At 72.9% G+C, this 14,961-nt stretch carries 16 protein-coding genes; 5 read left to right on the top strand and 11 right to left on the bottom strand.

Annotated features, from left to right (window positions below; translation table 11 throughout):
- The first annotated feature begins 92 nt into the window (after nt 1-92).
- Complete coding sequence (gene trhA / locus QWY29_RS02155) at nt 93-830, top strand: PAQR family membrane homeostasis protein TrhA (RefSeq protein WP_300959010.1); 738 nt, start codon at nt 93-95, stop codon at nt 828-830.
- Nucleotides 831-861: 31 nt separating this feature from the next.
- On the opposite strand, the gene QWY29_RS02150 is transcribed toward trhA, so the two are convergent.
- The 4 genes from QWY29_RS02150 to QWY29_RS02135 form a co-directional block, all read right to left on the bottom strand.
- Nucleotides 862-1,869: a LacI family DNA-binding transcriptional regulator gene (locus tag QWY29_RS02150; RefSeq protein WP_300959009.1), complete on the bottom strand. Its 1,008-nt coding sequence runs from the start codon at nt 1,867-1,869 to the stop codon at nt 862-864.
- Between the two features lie 22 nt (nt 1,870-1,891).
- Entirely contained in the window at nt 1,892-2,827 is a 936-nt protein-coding gene (locus QWY29_RS02145; protein ID WP_300959008.1) for a carbohydrate ABC transporter permease, read from the bottom strand.
- Nucleotides 2,824-3,786: a carbohydrate ABC transporter permease gene (locus tag QWY29_RS02140; protein ID WP_300959007.1), complete on the bottom strand. Its 963-nt coding sequence runs from the start codon at nt 3,784-3,786 to the stop codon at nt 2,824-2,826. Before QWY29_RS02140 ends, QWY29_RS02145 begins: the two co-directional genes overlap by 4 nt.
- A gap of 136 nt (nt 3,787-3,922) precedes the next feature.
- Nucleotides 3,923-5,302, bottom strand: coding sequence for an ABC transporter substrate-binding protein (locus tag QWY29_RS02135; protein ID WP_300959006.1), 1,380 nt, complete (start codon nt 5,300-5,302; stop codon nt 3,923-3,925).
- A gap of 252 nt (nt 5,303-5,554) precedes the next feature.
- Here QWY29_RS02135 and QWY29_RS02130 point away from each other — a divergent pair, with 252 nt between their 5' ends.
- Nucleotides 5,555-5,932 carry a thioredoxin family protein gene (locus QWY29_RS02130; RefSeq protein WP_300959005.1) on the top strand — a complete coding sequence of 126 codons (378 nt, stop codon included), beginning with the start codon at nt 5,555-5,557 and terminating at the stop codon, nt 5,930-5,932.
- Nucleotides 5,933-5,970: 38 nt separating this feature from the next.
- Nucleotides 5,971-6,594 (top strand): class I SAM-dependent methyltransferase, encoded by a 624-nt coding sequence (locus QWY29_RS02125; RefSeq protein WP_300959004.1) that lies wholly within the window; start codon nt 5,971-5,973, stop codon nt 6,592-6,594.
- Here QWY29_RS02125 and QWY29_RS02120 read toward each other — a convergent pair.
- The 5 genes from QWY29_RS02120 to mca form a co-directional block, all read right to left on the bottom strand.
- Nucleotides 6,578-7,615 (bottom strand): endonuclease/exonuclease/phosphatase family protein, encoded by a 1,038-nt coding sequence (locus QWY29_RS02120; protein WP_300959003.1) that lies wholly within the window; start codon nt 7,613-7,615, stop codon nt 6,578-6,580. The genes QWY29_RS02125 and QWY29_RS02120 overlap by 17 nt on opposite strands.
- A gap of 32 nt (nt 7,616-7,647) precedes the next feature.
- Nucleotides 7,648-8,652, bottom strand: a complete 1,005-nt coding sequence (locus QWY29_RS02115; protein WP_300959002.1) for an endonuclease/exonuclease/phosphatase family protein — start codon at nt 8,650-8,652, stop codon at nt 7,648-7,650.
- Nucleotides 8,653-8,813: 161 nt separating this feature from the next.
- Nucleotides 8,814-9,602 carry an endonuclease/exonuclease/phosphatase family protein gene (locus QWY29_RS02110; protein WP_300959001.1) on the bottom strand — a complete coding sequence of 263 codons (789 nt, stop codon included), beginning with the start codon at nt 9,600-9,602 and terminating at the stop codon, nt 8,814-8,816.
- A gap of 100 nt (nt 9,603-9,702) precedes the next feature.
- Complete coding sequence (locus QWY29_RS02105) at nt 9,703-10,023, bottom strand: hypothetical protein (protein WP_300959000.1); 321 nt, start codon at nt 10,021-10,023, stop codon at nt 9,703-9,705.
- Nucleotides 10,024-10,036: 13 nt separating this feature from the next.
- The gene (mca, locus tag QWY29_RS02100; protein ID WP_300958999.1) at nt 10,037-10,945 is read right to left on the bottom strand and encodes a mycothiol conjugate amidase Mca; all 909 of its coding nucleotides are present in this window, start codon (nt 10,943-10,945) and stop codon (nt 10,037-10,039) included.
- Between the two features lie 56 nt (nt 10,946-11,001).
- Between mca and QWY29_RS02095 the strand changes: the two genes are divergently transcribed.
- Together QWY29_RS02095 and greA are read left to right on the top strand one after the other, a co-directional pair.
- The gene (locus QWY29_RS02095; RefSeq protein WP_300958998.1) at nt 11,002-11,406 is read left to right on the top strand and encodes a DUF4307 domain-containing protein; all 405 of its coding nucleotides are present in this window, start codon (nt 11,002-11,004) and stop codon (nt 11,404-11,406) included.
- A gap of 381 nt (nt 11,407-11,787) precedes the next feature.
- Nucleotides 11,788-12,291 (top strand): transcription elongation factor GreA, encoded by a 504-nt coding sequence (gene greA, locus QWY29_RS02090; RefSeq protein ID WP_300958997.1) that lies wholly within the window; start codon nt 11,788-11,790, stop codon nt 12,289-12,291.
- A gap of 85 nt (nt 12,292-12,376) precedes the next feature.
- On the opposite strand, the gene ilvA is transcribed toward greA, so the two are convergent.
- Nucleotides 12,377-13,627 carry a threonine ammonia-lyase gene (gene ilvA / locus QWY29_RS02085; protein WP_439117378.1) on the bottom strand — a complete coding sequence of 417 codons (1,251 nt, stop codon included), beginning with the start codon at nt 13,625-13,627 and terminating at the stop codon, nt 12,377-12,379.
- The gene (locus tag QWY29_RS02080; protein WP_300958996.1) at nt 13,624-14,958 is read right to left on the bottom strand and encodes an AI-2E family transporter; all 1,335 of its coding nucleotides are present in this window, start codon (nt 14,956-14,958) and stop codon (nt 13,624-13,626) included. The genes ilvA and QWY29_RS02080 overlap by 4 nt, the downstream gene beginning before the upstream one ends.
- Nucleotides 14,959-14,961 lie beyond the last annotated feature (3 nt).

Raw genomic sequence — 14,961 nt, 5'->3', positions numbered from 1 at the left:
GGCTGCACTGCGGGTCCGGGCCGCCGACGTGACGAGCACCGTCACACCGCTCCACCCACCGCCGGAGCGGCCGCGGCCGGTAGCGTCGGAGCATGAGCCGATCCGACGACGTGCGTGCAGGTCTGGAGCACCGTCTGGAGCACCTCGGCGAGTCGTTCCACGACACGATCGCCGAGATCAAGCCCAGGCTCCGCGGCTGGCTGCACCTGGCGACCTCGCCCCTGACGCTGGCGGCCGGCATCGTCCTGGTCGCCCTCTCCCCCGACACGACCACCCGGGTCGGGTCGGCGGTCTTCGTGGGCACCGCGCTGCTGCTGTTCACCGTCTCGGCGATCTACCACACCGGCACCTGGTCACCGCGGACGTGGGCGTTCCTCCGCCGCTTCGACCACGCCAACATCTTCCTGCTGATCGCCGGCTCCTACACGCCCTTCGCGCTGATGCTCCTCGAGGGCACGCAGCGCACCGCCCTGCTGGTCGCCGTCTGGACGGGGGCCGTCCTCGGCGTCGGCTTCCGCGTCTTCTGGACCGACGCGCCGCGCTGGCTCTACGTGCCGATCTACGTCGCGCTCGGCTGGGCGGCGGTCTTCTTCATCCCCGACCTGCTCGACGGGGCGCTGGAGCTCGGCATGGGCATCGGGGTGACGACCTTCGTGATGATCGTGGCCGGCGGGATGCTCTACACGCTGGGCGGCGTGGTCTACGGCTTCAAGCGGCCCGACCCCTGGCCCCGGTGGTTCGGCTTCCACGAGGTCTTCCACACCTTCACGATCCTGGCCTTCGCCGCGCACTACGTCGGTGTCTCGCTGGCGACCTACTCGCTGCGCTGACACCCACCGCGCGGGCCGTCGGGCCCGGCCGTCAGGCCGGCGGCGCCGTCGTGGAGCGCAGCACCAGCTCGGTGGGCAGCACGACCCGGTCGGGCACGACCTCGTCGGTCTCGCCCAGCAGCGCCAGCACCTGGCGCGCCGCCGTGCGCCCCTGCTCGGCCACCTGCTGGCGCACCGTGGAGAGGTCGAAGAACAGCGCCGTCTCGTGGTCGTCCACCCCGATGACCGACAGGTCGCCGGGCACCGAGCGCCCGGCCTCGCGGGCCGCGCGCAGCACGCCGATCGCCATCTCGTCGGACGCCGCGAACACCGCGGTCGGCCCCTCGGGGAGGCCGAGCAGCCGCCGGCCGGCGGCCAGCCCACCGGCCATGGTGAAGCGGCCGTCCACCTCGTACGCCGGCTCCGGCTCGACCCCCGCGTCCAGCAGCGCCTCGAGGTAGCCGTCGCGGCGGGCCGTCGGCACGACGACGTCGACCGGGCTCTCGTCGAGCCCGCCGACGTACGCGATCCGGCGGTGGCCGAGCGCGAGCAGGTGCTCGACCGCCGAGCGGGCCGCGGCATGGTCGTCGATCTGGACGCTGGGCCAGCCGTCGACCGACGCGCCCACCAGACCCACCGGGCGGCCGCCGCTGCGCAGCTGCCGGACCTCCTCGGGGGTCGGGGCGAGCCCGAGCACGAGGACCGCGTCGGCGCGCTTGGTGAGCAGGCCGGTGCCGAAGAGGCGCTGCCGGGCGGCCGGGTCGCCGGCGAGGTTGTAGAGGAGCAGGTCGTAGCCGCGCTCGCGCAGCACCTGCTCGGCGCCGTGGATGACGGTGGCGAAGAACCACCGGGTCACGAACGGCACCACGACCGCGACCGTGCGGGTGCGCCCCGTGGCCAGCCCGCTCGCGCTGGCGCTCGGCACGTAGCCCAGCCGCACCGCCGCCTCGACCACCCGCTGCCGGGTCTCCTCGGAGACCCGGGGCAGCCCGCGCAGGGCGCGGGAGACGGTCGCGGTGGAGACCCCGACCTCGCGGGCGAGGTCGTCGATGCTGGTCACCGGGCCCCCACCCGCGGGCCGGTCACCCCTTGACGCTTCCCGCCAGCAGGCCGCGCACGAAGTAGCGCTGCAGGGCGAGGAACACGATCAGCGGCACGACCAGCGAGACGAAGGCGCCGGCCGAGAGGAGGTACCAGTCCTGGCCGCGGGTGCCGGACAGCTCGGCCAGGCGCGCGGTCAGCGGGGCGTTCTCCGAGCTGCCGAAGACCAGCGCGACCAGCAGGTCGTTCCACACCCACAGGAACTGGAAGATGCCGAACGCCGCGATCGCCGGCGCCATGAGCGGCAGCATGATCTTGGTGAAGATCTGCACGTGGCCGGCGCCGTCGACCCGGGCGGACTCGATCAGCTCGCCGGGGATCTGGCTCATGAAGTTGTGCAGCAGGTAGATCGCCAGCGGCAGCGCGAAGATCGCGTGCGAGAGCCAGATCGTGTAGAAGCCGCCACCGGGGGCGTCGGAGCCCGCGAGGGGCATCAGGTCGAACGGCGGCTGCACGTAGAGCTTGAGCAGCGGGATCATCGTGACCTGGATGGGCACGATCTGCAGGGCGAAGATCGCCACGAACAGGAAGTCGCGCCCCGGGAACTTCATCCACGCGAACGCGTAGGCAGCCATCGTCGCGATGCTGATCGGGATCAGCACCGACGGGATCGTGATGACGATCGAGTTGATGAAGTACGTCGCCAGGTTGGTCGTCGACCCGTTCAGGACCTCGTCGTAGTTGTCCAGGGTGAAGCTCGGGTCCGTGAGGAAGGTCCACCAGCCACTGCTCGTGATGTCGCTCTCGGGACGGAACGAGGTGACCAGGAGGCCGAAGGTCGGGATCGTCCACAGCACGGCGATGACGACCGCGGCCAGCGAGGCCCACGGGGAGCTCAGCCCGCGCTTGGCGGTGGCGGCGACCGACTCCTGGGCGACGATCGCCTCGACGCCCTTCTCCTCGGGGATGACGGTCATCGTGCCTCCAGCTTGCGCATCTGACGGACGTTGTAGATCACGATCGGCATCACCAGGACGAAGATCAGGACCGCGATGGCGGTGGCCATGCCCTGGTCGTAGGAGCGGAAGTACTCCACGTAGAACTGGTAGGCCAGCACCGACGTGTCGAAGTTGCCGCCGGTGGTCGTGCGGACGATGTCGAAGGCCTTCAGCGTCGTGATGCTGATGGTGGTGAGCACGACGATGAGCGAGGGCCGGATGCTCGGGATCGTGATGTGGCGGAACATCTTCATCCCCCCGACGCCGTCGAGGCGGGCGGCCTCGATGATGTCCTCGGGGATCGCCTTGATCGACGCCGAGAGGATCGTCATCGCGAAGCCGGCCTGGACCCAGATCAGGATGATGATGAGGAAGACGGTGTTCCACGGCTCGGTGAGCAGGAACCGGTAGGAGTCGATCCCGACCAGGTTGAGCAGCTCGTTGGCCAGGCCGATCTGCTGCTTGCTGCTGTCGCGGTAGTCGTAGACGAACTTCCAGATGATCGAGGCGCCCACGAGCGAGATCGCCATCGGCAGGAAGATCAGCGCCTTGGCGACCTTCTCGAACCGCGAGCGGTCGACCAGCACGGCGTACACCAGGCCGACCAGCGTGGAGACCAGCGGCACGAGGATGACCCAGGCGGCGGTGTTGAGCAGCACGCGCACCTGGTCGCTGTCGGTGAAGATCGTCTGGTAGTTCTCGAGGCCGACGAACTCGCTGCCGGTGTTGTCCTTGAAGGACTGGTAGATGCTCGTCAGGGCCGGGTAGAGCAGGCCGACGGCGATGAGCAGGATGGCCGGCAGCACGAACGCGGCCGACTGCACCAGCTCGCCGCGGCGCGACCGGAGGCGTTGGGTCAGCAGGAGGATCAGCGCGACGACGGCGAAGAACACCGCGACCGCGATCACCATCTGGGTGAACTTCTCACCGGTGGACATGGGCACTCCGGAAGGTTCGGGCCGGGCGAGGACGCTCAGCGGCCGGACGTACGACGGGGCGGTGCTGCCGCAGGGAGCGGCAGCCCCTCCCGGCCGGTCTCGCGACCGACCGGGAGGGGTGGTTCAGCTACCGGGGTCAGTCCTCCCAGGACTCCTCGATCTTGGTGAGGGAGTCCTCGGTGCTCTGGTCCTGGGCGATCCAGGCGGTCATCTCGGTCCAGAAGGAGCCGGCGCCGACGGCACCGGGCATCTGGTCGGAACCGTCGAAGCGGAAGACCGCCTCGGGGTCCTGGAAGATCTCCGCCGACAGCTGGTCGATCGGGCTGGCGAGGTTGGAGATCTCGAGACCGGTGTTGGCGCTCACCCAGCCGCCGAGCGGGCTGGTCTTGGCCTTCTCGTTGGCCCAGGTGTCGCTGGACAGGAAGGTCTGGAAGGCCTGCACCTCCGGCGCGTCGGAGAAGGCGGCGACGAACTCGCCACCACCGAGCACCGGGCTGCCGAACTCGTCACCGATCGGCGGGAGGTAGAAGGCGAACGCGTCGCCGTTCTCCGAGACGTCGGTGCCCTCGGGCCAGTTGGCGGCGTAGAAGCTCGCCATGCGGTGCAGCGCGCACTCGCCGTCGAGGATCGGCAGGCCGCCCTCCTGGAAGGGGGTGGTCGCGATCGACTTCACGTCGCCGATGCCGCCGTTGACGTAGTCCTCGTTCTTGAGGATCCCGCCGACGGTGTCGAGGCCCTCGACGACCGCGGGGTCGTTGAAGGGGATCTCGTGGTTGACCCACTGGTCGTAGACGTCCGGGCCGCCGGTGCGGAGGAGCACGTCCTCGAGCCAGTCGGTGGCCGGCCAGCCGGTGGCCTCGCCGGACTCGATGCCCGCGCACCAGGGCTTCATGTCCCCGGCCTTCGCGATCTCGTCGGTCAGCGCCATCATGTCGTCCCAGGTCTCCGGGACCTCCCACTTGTTCTCGGCGAACATCTTCGGGGAGTACCAGACGAAGGACTTCACGTTCGCGCCGAGCGGGGCGGCGTAGAACTTGTCGTCGACGGTGCCGTAGCCCTTCCAGTCCTCACCGAAGAACTCGTCGACGTTCTCGGAGACGCCGTCGGGCGCCTCGACGACCTTGCCGGTGCCGACGAGGGTCTTGAGCAGGCCCGGCTGCGGGATGTAGGCGATGTCCGGCGGGTTGCCGGCCTGGACGCGCACCTGCAGCTGTGCCTCGAACTCCTTGGAGCCCTCGTACTTCACGTCGGCCCCGGTGCAGTCCTCGAAGACCTTCCAGGAGTCGATGTGGGGCTGGTCCTCGGGGGCCACGATCGAGGTGTAGACCGTGACGTCGCGACCGGTCAGGTCGCCCCACTCGGTCATGCCCTCGCACTCGGCCTTGCCGTCGCCGGGGGCGGTGCCGCCGGCGGCGCCGCTGTCGCCGTCGCTGTCGTCGGCGCAGCCCGCGAGCGCCGCGCTGGCGGCGAGCAGGACGGCCGCGCCTGCGAGGCCGGATCTCTTCAACGAACGCATGCGTTCTCCCTATCTAGTCCCGTGGTCGGTCACCTGCGTCGGACTCGCGGCGACCGTGCCGCTCCCGATGCAAGCGCTTGCGCACCCAGTGGTCAAGGTCACCGGCGGGGCGTCGCGTCACGATTCTGTAACGCGAGCGTCGTTCCGCGGAGACCTCCGTGGAAACGCTTCCACAGGTCTGGACCAGTCTGGTCCGGTCGCGCACCGGGCGGACCCTCGTCGCCTCCCCGGCGGCGACGTACCGTGGGGGTCATGGCGACCATCGAGCTGACCGGTGCGAACTTCGAGCAGAACGTCGCGGACAGCGACATCCTCCTCGTGGACTTCTGGGCGAGCTGGTGCGGCCCGTGCCGCCAGTTCGCGCCCACCTACGAGGCGGCCTCCGAGCAGCACACCGACATCACCTTCGGGTCCGTGGACACCGAGGCGCAGCAGGAGCTCGCCGCCGCCGCGCGGATCACCTCGATCCCCACGCTGATGGCCTTCCGCGAGGGCGTGCTCGTCTACGCCCAGCCCGGCGCGCTCCCGCCGCAGGGGCTCGAGCAGCTCATCTCCGCGGTGCGCGAGCTCGACATGGACGACGTGCGTCGCCAGGCGGCCGCGGCCGGCCAGGGCGGCACGCCCGCCTGACCCCCACCTGACCCCCATCTGATTCCCACCTGGTTCCTGTGGACGCGCACGCCTGGGACGAGCGGTACGCCGCCAGCGACCTGGTCTGGTCGGCGGGCCCGAACGCGGTCGTGGCCGCCGAGTGCGCCGGCCTACCCCCGGGGCGGGCGGTGGACCTGGCCGCCGGCGAGGGCCGCCACGCCCTCTGGCTGGCCGGCCGGGGCTGGCAGGTGACCGCGGTCGACTTCGCGGCCGTCGGCCTGGAGAAGGGCCGCCGGGTCGCCGAGGGCAGCGACCTCGCCGGGTCGGTGACCTGGGTGCACGACGATGCCACCACCTGGCGCGCGGCCGACGACGCGGCGTACGACCTGGCCCTGCTCGCCTACCTGCAGCTGCCGCCGGCCGAGCGGCGGGCCGCGGTGCGCGGGGCGCACGCGGCGCTGGCGCCGGGCGGCACGCTGCTGGTGGTCGCGCACGACCGGACCAACCTCACCGAGGGGACCGGCGGCCCGCAGGACCCGGAGGTGCTGATGAGCGCCGAGGACGTCCTGGCCGACCTGGCCGACCTGGCGCACGAGGTGCACCGGGCGGAGCGGGTGGCGCGCCCCGTCGAGCCCGGCCACGGCGGCGGGGCCGGGCTGGTCGCGTGGGACTGCGTGGTGCGGGTCAGCCGGCCGGCGTGACCATCGGCGTGACCGTCACGGTCGCGCGGACGAACGCGTGGTCGGTGGCCGCACGCACCGGGGCGCCGTAGTCGACGACGTGGCCGCTGAAGGCCACTCCCCCGACGCCCATGATCTTGTCGATCTTGATCGGGCCGGCGCCCACGCAGGCGCCCGGCGTCGCGCCGTTGGAGCCGATCATCCCGGTGGCCGCCGAGACCCGGCAGCCGAACTCGGTCTTCTCGTTGGTGTCGCCCATGAGCAGCACCGGCTTGCCGGTGGCCTTGAGCCGCTCGACGAGCGCGATCTGGGCGCCGGTCGCCGCGTCGCGGTCGGCCTCCTGGTCGCGCGGGGAGTTGTGCAGGTCGATGACCCAGAACTCGCCGGTCGTCGCGCGGTCGCGCAGCAGGACGTAGGGGATCGGCCGCGACTGGTGGTCGAAGGTCGTGGTGATCGACCCGGTGTCGACGAGCTCGAAGAGGTCGTCGCGCCAGCCGATCTGCAGCCGCACGCCCTGGTTGCCCAGCGCCTGGCCGGGCCAGATGGTCCAGCCCGGCAGCCGCGAGCGCAGCACCGCGAGCTGGTCGTCCTGGACCTCCTGGAAGCCGACGAGGTCGACGCCGCGGCCGAGGATCGTGCTGGCGTGCAGGGCGGCGCGGCCGGTGCCGTTGGCGCGGTGCTGGCTGCCCTGGACGTTGAGCGTGCCGACCTGGAAGGTGAACGGGTCGCCCGGCACCGGGCCGGGGGGCACGCGGCGCAGCGGAGCGCCCGCGCGCTCGACAAGGTACGGCGGCGCCTTCGGCGGCACGAGCGCCGAGGCCGCCTCGGTCCGGGCGCGGGCCGTCGCGGGCGCTCGGTCGGCCGCCCGGGAGACGCGCTCGCCGCGCGCCGAGACCTGCGCGCCGCTGACCTCGACCGGGGCGCCGACCGCGATCGGCACCCGCACCTCGCGCGGGGCGAGCCCGAGCCCGGCGACGACGGCGAGGCCGGTGAGGAGCACGGCCACCGCGAGGACGACGGGGACGGTGGGACGGCGACGCACGGGTGCAGGGTACCGGGACCGGCGGGCCGTGGTCAGCGGCGGCGGGGCTTGGGCTTCACGCGCACTCGGGCGTGGACGAGCTCGTGGTCGCTGGCGCGGCGGACGCGGGGACCACGGTCCTCGCGGTAGTCGGTGAAGACGACGCGGCGGCCGCCGAGGACCCAGTCGATGCGCAGCCGGCGCTTCGGCGGGTGGCAGCCGCGGGCGCGGGGCTTGCCGCCGTTGGCGGCCCGCAGGTCGGTGCGGCCGGTCATCTTGCAGTAGAACTCGCGCTTCTCGTTGGCGTCGGCGGTGAGGAAGACCGGGTTGCCCTTCTTCCGCAGCCGCTTGACCAGCCGGACCTGCTTGCTGGTCGCGCTGTCGCGCTCGCCCTCCAGCCCCTTCGGGGAGTTGTGGACGTCGACGACGTAGAAGCGCCGGTCGGTGCGGCGGTCGCGCAGCTTGACCCACGGGATCGGGCGGGTCTGGCGGTGGAAGCGCGTCATCACCTGGCCGTGGCCGACCATCGCGAACCGCTTCTTGCGGAAGGCGATCTGCAGGCGCACGCCCTGGTTGCCCAGGCTCGTGCCGGGCCAGATCCGGTAGCGCGGCATCCGGTTGCGGAGCACCCGCAGCTGGTCGCGCTGTACCTCCTGCAGCCCGATGACGTCGACCTTCCGCTTCGCGATCGCGCCGGCGGTCCAGCGGGCGCGCTGGGTGCCGGGGGCGAACCCGCCCCTGCCGCGCGTGTGCTGGCTGCCGAGGACGTTGAAGGTGCCGATCTTGAACCGGAACCCCTGCGAGCGCCGCGCGACGGGGTCGCTCGCCTCGATCGGGTCGGAGCCCGAGCCGGAGGTCGGGCTCGGGGTGGGAGCCGGGCTCGAGGTGGGGCTGGCGCTCGGGGTCGGGGGCTCGGCGGAGGCGGACGCAGCGGCCGGGAGGAGCCCGCCGGCGAGGGTCAGCGCGACGGCGGCGGCGAGGCCGGCCACGCGCCGGGACCCGGCGGTCGGGGCGGCGGCGGGCGTGGCGGGACGTGCTTCGGTGCTGGCTCGGAGCATCCGGGGACGGTAGTCACGACCGGTCCAGACCAGCAAGTTCCTTCACCTTCGGGCGTGACCCGGACCACGACGGGGGGGCAGGGTGACCGTCGCCCGCACCAGCGGGTGGTCGCTCGCGGCGCGGACCGCACCGTCCTCCAGCACGGTGTAGCGGGAGAAGGTCAGCGGACCGCCGCCGAAGATCCAGTCGATGCCCAGCCGGCCCGCCGGCGGGGTGCACGAGGACGGGAGGACGCGGCGCCGCCGTTGGGCGCCACCAGGTCGGTGAGGCCGACGATCCGGCAGAACGCCTCGGTGTGCTCGTTCATGTCGCCGACGACGAGGACCGCCCGCCCGGTCGCCCGCAGCCGCTCGACCAGGCGGACCACCTTGCGGGTGGCGGCGTCGCGCTCGTCCTCCAGGCCGCGGGCGCTGTGGTGGGTGTCGACGACGTAGATCCTCCGCCCGGTGGCGCGGTGCTCGAGGAGCACCCACGGGACCGGTCGCACCTGGCGGTCGAACGGCGCCCGGATGCTGCCGTGGTCGACCAGCCGGAACAGCCACGACTTCCACGCGACCTGCAGCCGCAGGCCGCCGCCGCCGAGCGCGGTGCCGGGCCACACGGCGTACCCCTCGAGCTTGCGCTGGAGCACCGCGAGCTGGTCGGCCTGGACCTCCTGGAAGCCGATGAGGTCGACGCCGCGGCGCTGCACCAGGCGAGCGGTGATCGCCGCGCGGACGCGGCCCGGGGCCCACCTGCTCCCCCGCAGCGTGTGCTGGCTGCCGAGCTGGTTGAACGTCGCGACCTCGAAGCTCGGGCTGGTCGGCCGGGCCGCGGTGATCGAGCCCGCGGCCGCGAGGGCACCGGGCGTGGCTGCGCCGGGCGTGCTGAGGAGGGTCGCTCCGAGGCAGACGAGGGTCAGGAGGAGGGCGGGGAGGACGGCCGAGCGGCGACCGGCAGGAGCGTGCACCGGGCGACGGTAGGCAGGTCCGCGGCGGCGTACGACGGCTTCGGGCGGCCGGCGACCGGGCGCGCCGGGGAATGGCCCGAGTGGGGCACCGGGGGGTCGGTCAGTCGGAGGACGGCCGGGGTGACCCGGGCGACGCCGGGCCGCCCTGGTCGCCGTCCCGGTCGCTGTCCAGGGCGCCGTCCGCGAGGGGCCCGCCGGACCGCGGCCGGCGGTCGGAGGGGTCGTAGCGGCCGGCGTCCTCGGAGGTCTGCGCGTTGCGCAGCCGGTGGACCAGGCTCCAGCCGAGGAGCCCGACGGCGATGGCGAGACCGATGAAGATCGCGAACGCCAGCCAGCCGGCCTTGACGTCCTCGGGCTTCGGCGCCTGCTCGGCCGCCCGGACGAGCGCGTCGGTCACGAGCGGGACGAGGTCGAGGGCCATGCCGGTCATCCTCTCAGGCGGGGTCGGTGATGCCGGCGAACAGGTCGCTCTCCGGCAGCTCGGTGGGGACGTGGCTCACGACGAGCTCGAAGTCCTCGGTGGGCCACACCTCCTCCTGGATCTCCCGCGGGACCGCGAACCACATGCCGTCGGGGTCGATCTGGGTGGCGTGGGCCAGCAGCGCCTGGTCACGGACGCCGAAGTAGTCCGAGCAGGGCACGCGCGTGGTGATCCGCGCGTCCCACTCCGGCTCGGGCTTCCAGTCCTTCAACCGGTCGACGTAGGGCGACTCCAGCCCGTGGGCCAGCATCGCGTCGTGGATCGCCTGGGTCTTCGGGCGGTTGAAGCCGTGGTGGTAGTAGAGCTTCAGCGGCTGCCAGGGCTCGCCCAGCTCGGGGTAGCGCTCGGGGTCGGCCGCCGCCGCGAACGCCTCGACGCTGACCTGGTGGCACCGGATGTGGTCGGGGTGCGGGTAGCCGCCGCGCTCGTCGTACGTCGTCACGACGTGCGGGCGGAGCTCGCGGATCAGCCGGACCAGCGGCGCGGCCGCCTCCTCGAGCGGGACGAGCGCGAAGCAGCCCTCCGGCAGCGGCGGCTTCGGGTCGCCCTCGGGCCAGCCGGAGTCGACGAAGCCGAGCCAGTCCTGGGTCACGCCGAGGATGTCGCGGGCCCGCTCCATCTCCTGGCGGCGGATCTCGGTGATGTTGGCGAGGATGTCGGGGCGGTCCATCTTCGGGTTGAGGATCGACCCCCGCTCGCCACCGGTGCACGTGACGACGTGGACGTCGACCCCCTGGGCGACGTACATCGCCGTCGACGCCGCGCCCTTGCTCGACTCGTCGTCGGGGTGGGCGTGGACGTGCATGAGCCGGAGGCCCGACCGGGGGTGCTGGGGCCCGTCGTGAGACCCGTCATGAGACATGGGGCCGATCCTAGGTCGCCCGCCCCGCGCGACCGGACGGGTGGCACCATGGGGCCATGAGCAGCGACGTCCTGGCCCAGCGGTACGGCGCCCCCGCGCCCTGGCGCCGCCGGCTCGCGCTGGTCGCCTGCGCGCTGCTGGCCGCGGTCGCCCTGGGTTGGCTGGCGTGGACCACGTGGGCGCACTCGACGCCCGAGATCACCTCCAACCTGGAGACCTACGAGATCGTGGACGAGCACACGATCGACGCCGTCGTGGTCGTCCAGCTGCGCGACGACGACGTCGAGGCCGACTGCCTGCTCCGCGCCTTCGCCGAGGACCACACGACGGTCGGCGAGCGGGAGTTCAGCCCCGACCCGGCGCTGGGCAGCCGCCAGCCGCAGTCGGTCCGCACCGACCGCCGCGCCACCGCGCTGGAGCTGGTGGGCTGCCGGGCCGAGGGCCAGTCCCGCTACCGCTGACCCCCTCCGCTCGACCCACGCAAGGCCCCGGGCACGTCACCGGGTCTCGAGACAGGCGCTGCGTGCCTTCCTCAACCGGCCGGGTGGTCGAGGAGGTTGCGCTGGCAACCGTCTCGAAGCCTCCCCGGCCGCGACGGGCGGCAGCCACGACCGCCGGGCGGCCGTCGCTGACCTGCGAAAGAGACCGCCCCTTGTTACAGTGGCCGATCTGACCGTCCCGCCCGGGCCGTCCAGAGGAGGGCCCGAGACGCCGGCCCACGGCGTCAGCACCAGTGCCGCGGCGTACGAGCACACCCTCGACGCCACCCGAACGGGACGAGTCCACGTACGCCCAGGCGGGTACCACCCGCCGTACCCGCACGCACCATCAGGAGTTTCCCCATGACGCAGTCGACCGAGCAGGGCACGATCTGGCTGACCCAGGACGCCCACGACAAGCTCTCCGCCGAGCTGGAGAACCTCAAGGGCCCGGTCCGGCAGGAGGTCATCGAGCGGATTGCCGCCGCCCGCGACGAGGGTGACCTCAAGGAGAACGGCGGCTACCACGCCGCCCGCGAGGAGCAGGGCCGCGTCGAGGGCCGCATCCGCCAGCTCGAGGACATGCTGCGCCGCGCCGAGATCGGCGAGACGCCTCCCGACGACGGCGTCGTCGAGCCCGGCATGATCGTGACCTACAAGTTCGTCGGCGACGCCGACGACGAGATCGAGACCTTCCTCCTCGGCGCCCGCGAGATCGAGCCGGAGGGGCTGACGGTCTACTCGCCGCAGTCGCCGCTCGGCTCGGCCATCAACGGCAAGAAGAAGGGCGACACCGTCGCCTACGAGGCGCCCAACGGCAAGACCCTCGAGGTCGTCATCGTCGACGCCACGCCGTACACCGGCTGACCCACCCCGAGCGCACGCGCGGACGCCCCCGGCCACCGGCCGGGGGCGTCCGTTCGTCGTGGACCTGTCGTGCGCCTGTCCCGGCTCAGCCGCGGCGCGTGTCCACGCGGTAGCCGCGCTCCTCGAGCCGCGCGCGCAGCTGCTCGGTGTGCGGACCGCCGCGGGTCTCCAGCTGCAGGTGCACCTCGACCTCGTCGAGGTGCAGCGACGGGGAGATCCGCTCGTGGACGACCTCGAGCACGTTGGCCCCTGCGGCGCTGACCTCGGCGAGCAGCTGGGCGAGGCCGCCGGGGACGTCGGGGATGGTGAGGGTCAGGTTGACGTACCGCCCGGCCGCCGCCATGCCCTGGCGGATCACCTTGCCGAGCAGCAGCGGGTCGATGTTGCCGCCGGAGAGCACCGCGACCGCCGGGGTCTCGAACCCGGTCGGGTCGTCCAGCAGCGCCGCGACCGCGGCCGCACCGGCCGGCTCGACGACCATCTTGGCCCGCTCGACCAGCGCCAGCAGCGCGCGGGAGAGCGAGTCCTCGGAGACGGTGCGGACCTCGTCGACGTGGTCACGCACGGCCGCGAACGTCAGCTCCCCCGGCAGGCCGACCGCGATGCCGTCGGCCATCGTCCGCATCGCCGCCAGCGGCACGGGGTGGCCCTGCGCGAGCGAGGCGGGGTACGCCGCCGCGCCGGCCGCCTGCACGCCGACGACGCGCACGTCGGGGCGCGCGGCCTTGATCGCCAGCGCCATGCCGGCCAGCAGCCCGCCGCCGCCGGTGGGGACCAGCACCGTGCGCACGTCCGGCGCCTGCTCGAGCACCTCGAGGCCGGCCGTGGCCTGGCCGACGACGATGTCGGGGTGGTCGAAGGGGTGGATGAGCACCGCGCCGGTCTCGGCCTCGAAGCGCCGGGCGGCCACCAGCGCCTCCTCGAGGTTGCGGCCATCGAAGACGACCTCGGCGCCGTAGCCGCGGGTGGCCTTCTCCTTGGGGATCGGCGCGCCCTCGGGCATGAAGACCGTCGCGCGGGTGCCGAGCATCCGGGCGGCGAGGGCGACCCCCTGCGCGTGGTTGCCGGCCGAGGCGGCGACCACCCCGCGGGCGCGCTCCTCGTCGGTCAGCCGGGCGATGCGCACGTAGGCGCCCCGGGTCTTGAAGGACCCGGTGCGCTGGAGGTTCTCGCACTTGAGCAGCACCGGCCCGCTCGCGAGGTCGGAGAGCCACCGGGACTCCTCCATCGGCGTGCGGACCGCGACCCCCTCGAGCAGCACGCGGGCCGCCTCGACGTCGCGCAGCGTGATCGGCGGCTCGGGCGTGCCCGGATCGGCGGGGGTCGACGGGCTCACAGCGGGCTCCCAGGGTCGTCCGGCACGTCGACCTCCGCGCCGGTCTCCTCGTAGTCCTCGGCGAGCTCCTCCACCGGGTCGTCGCCCGGGGCGGTGAAGGACGCCAGGTGCTGGACGACGGCGTTGCCCGCCGCAGCCAGCGGCACCGCGACCAGCGCGCCCGCGACGCCCGCGACGACGACGCCGCCGGCGATCGCGACGATGACCGCGAGCGGGTGGACCGAGACCCAGCGGCCGAGCAGGAACGGCTGGAGCACGTGGCCCTCGACCTGCTGGACCACGATGACGCCGGCGAGCATCAGCAGCGCCGTGATCGGGCCCTGGTCGACGAGCGCGACCAGCACGGCGACGGAGCCGGCGATGGTCGCACCGATCATCGGCACGAACGAGCCGAGGAAGACCAGCACGCCGATGGCCAGCACGAACGGGACGCCGAGCACGGCCGCCACGATCGAGATGCCGATGGCGTCCACGAGCGCGACGATCACCGTCGCCCGCACGAACTGGGTCAGCGAGATCCAGGCGACCCGGCCCGAGCTGTCGACGTGCTCGCGCGCGGCGCGCGGGGCGATGCGGACGAGGAACGCCCAGATCCGCTCGCCGTCGGCGAGGAAGAAGTAGGTCGCGAACAGCACGATGAAGAACCCGGCGAAGAGGTGGGTGACCGCGCTCCCGACCTCGGTGGCCCGCGAGACGACGCCACCCTCCTGGCTGCTCTCGGTGATCGTGCGCTGGGCGGCGTCGATGTAGTCGTTGATCTGGCTGTCGCTGGCGTTCAGCGGCCCGGTCTTGAGCCAGCTCTTGATCTCGCCGAGGCCCTTGACGGTCTGGTCGGCGAGGTCGGTCGCGCCGTTGGCGACCTGCTGACCGGCGAAGGTCAGCAGCAGCGCGACCAGGCCGATGCCGCCGATGACCACGGTGATCGACGCGAGGCCGCGCGGCAGCCCGGCCCGGTCGAGCACCGAGACCAGGGGCTGCACGAGCGCGGAGACGAGCAGCGCGACGGCGAGCGGGATCGTGACGACCGAGAAGAACCCGATCAGCTGGAGCAGGCCGTAGCCGGCCACACAGATGACGATCAGCCGCCAGGCCCAGGCCGCCGCGAGGTCGACACCCCACGGGACCTGCGCGCGGGAGAAGTTCGACGGCCCCGTCGGGATGGGGGCCGGCGCCGGGCGGCGGTCCTCGCGCATCTGCGCCCACTGGTGGGCCAGCCGCCCGGCCAGGCCGTCGTCGTCCTCGGCGATGCGCGGCAGCCGCAGCGCCAGCCGTCGTCGGTGCTCCTGCTCCGCGGGACCGGTGCCCGCGCCCTGCCCGGGCTGCTCGTCCACCGG

This window comes from Nocardioides abyssi (genome assembly GCF_030412915.1).
GTDB classification, from domain to species: Bacteria; Actinomycetota; Actinomycetes; order Propionibacteriales; family Nocardioidaceae; genus Nocardioides; species Nocardioides abyssi.
This window is presented reverse-complemented; position numbering and strand designations above follow the sequence as displayed.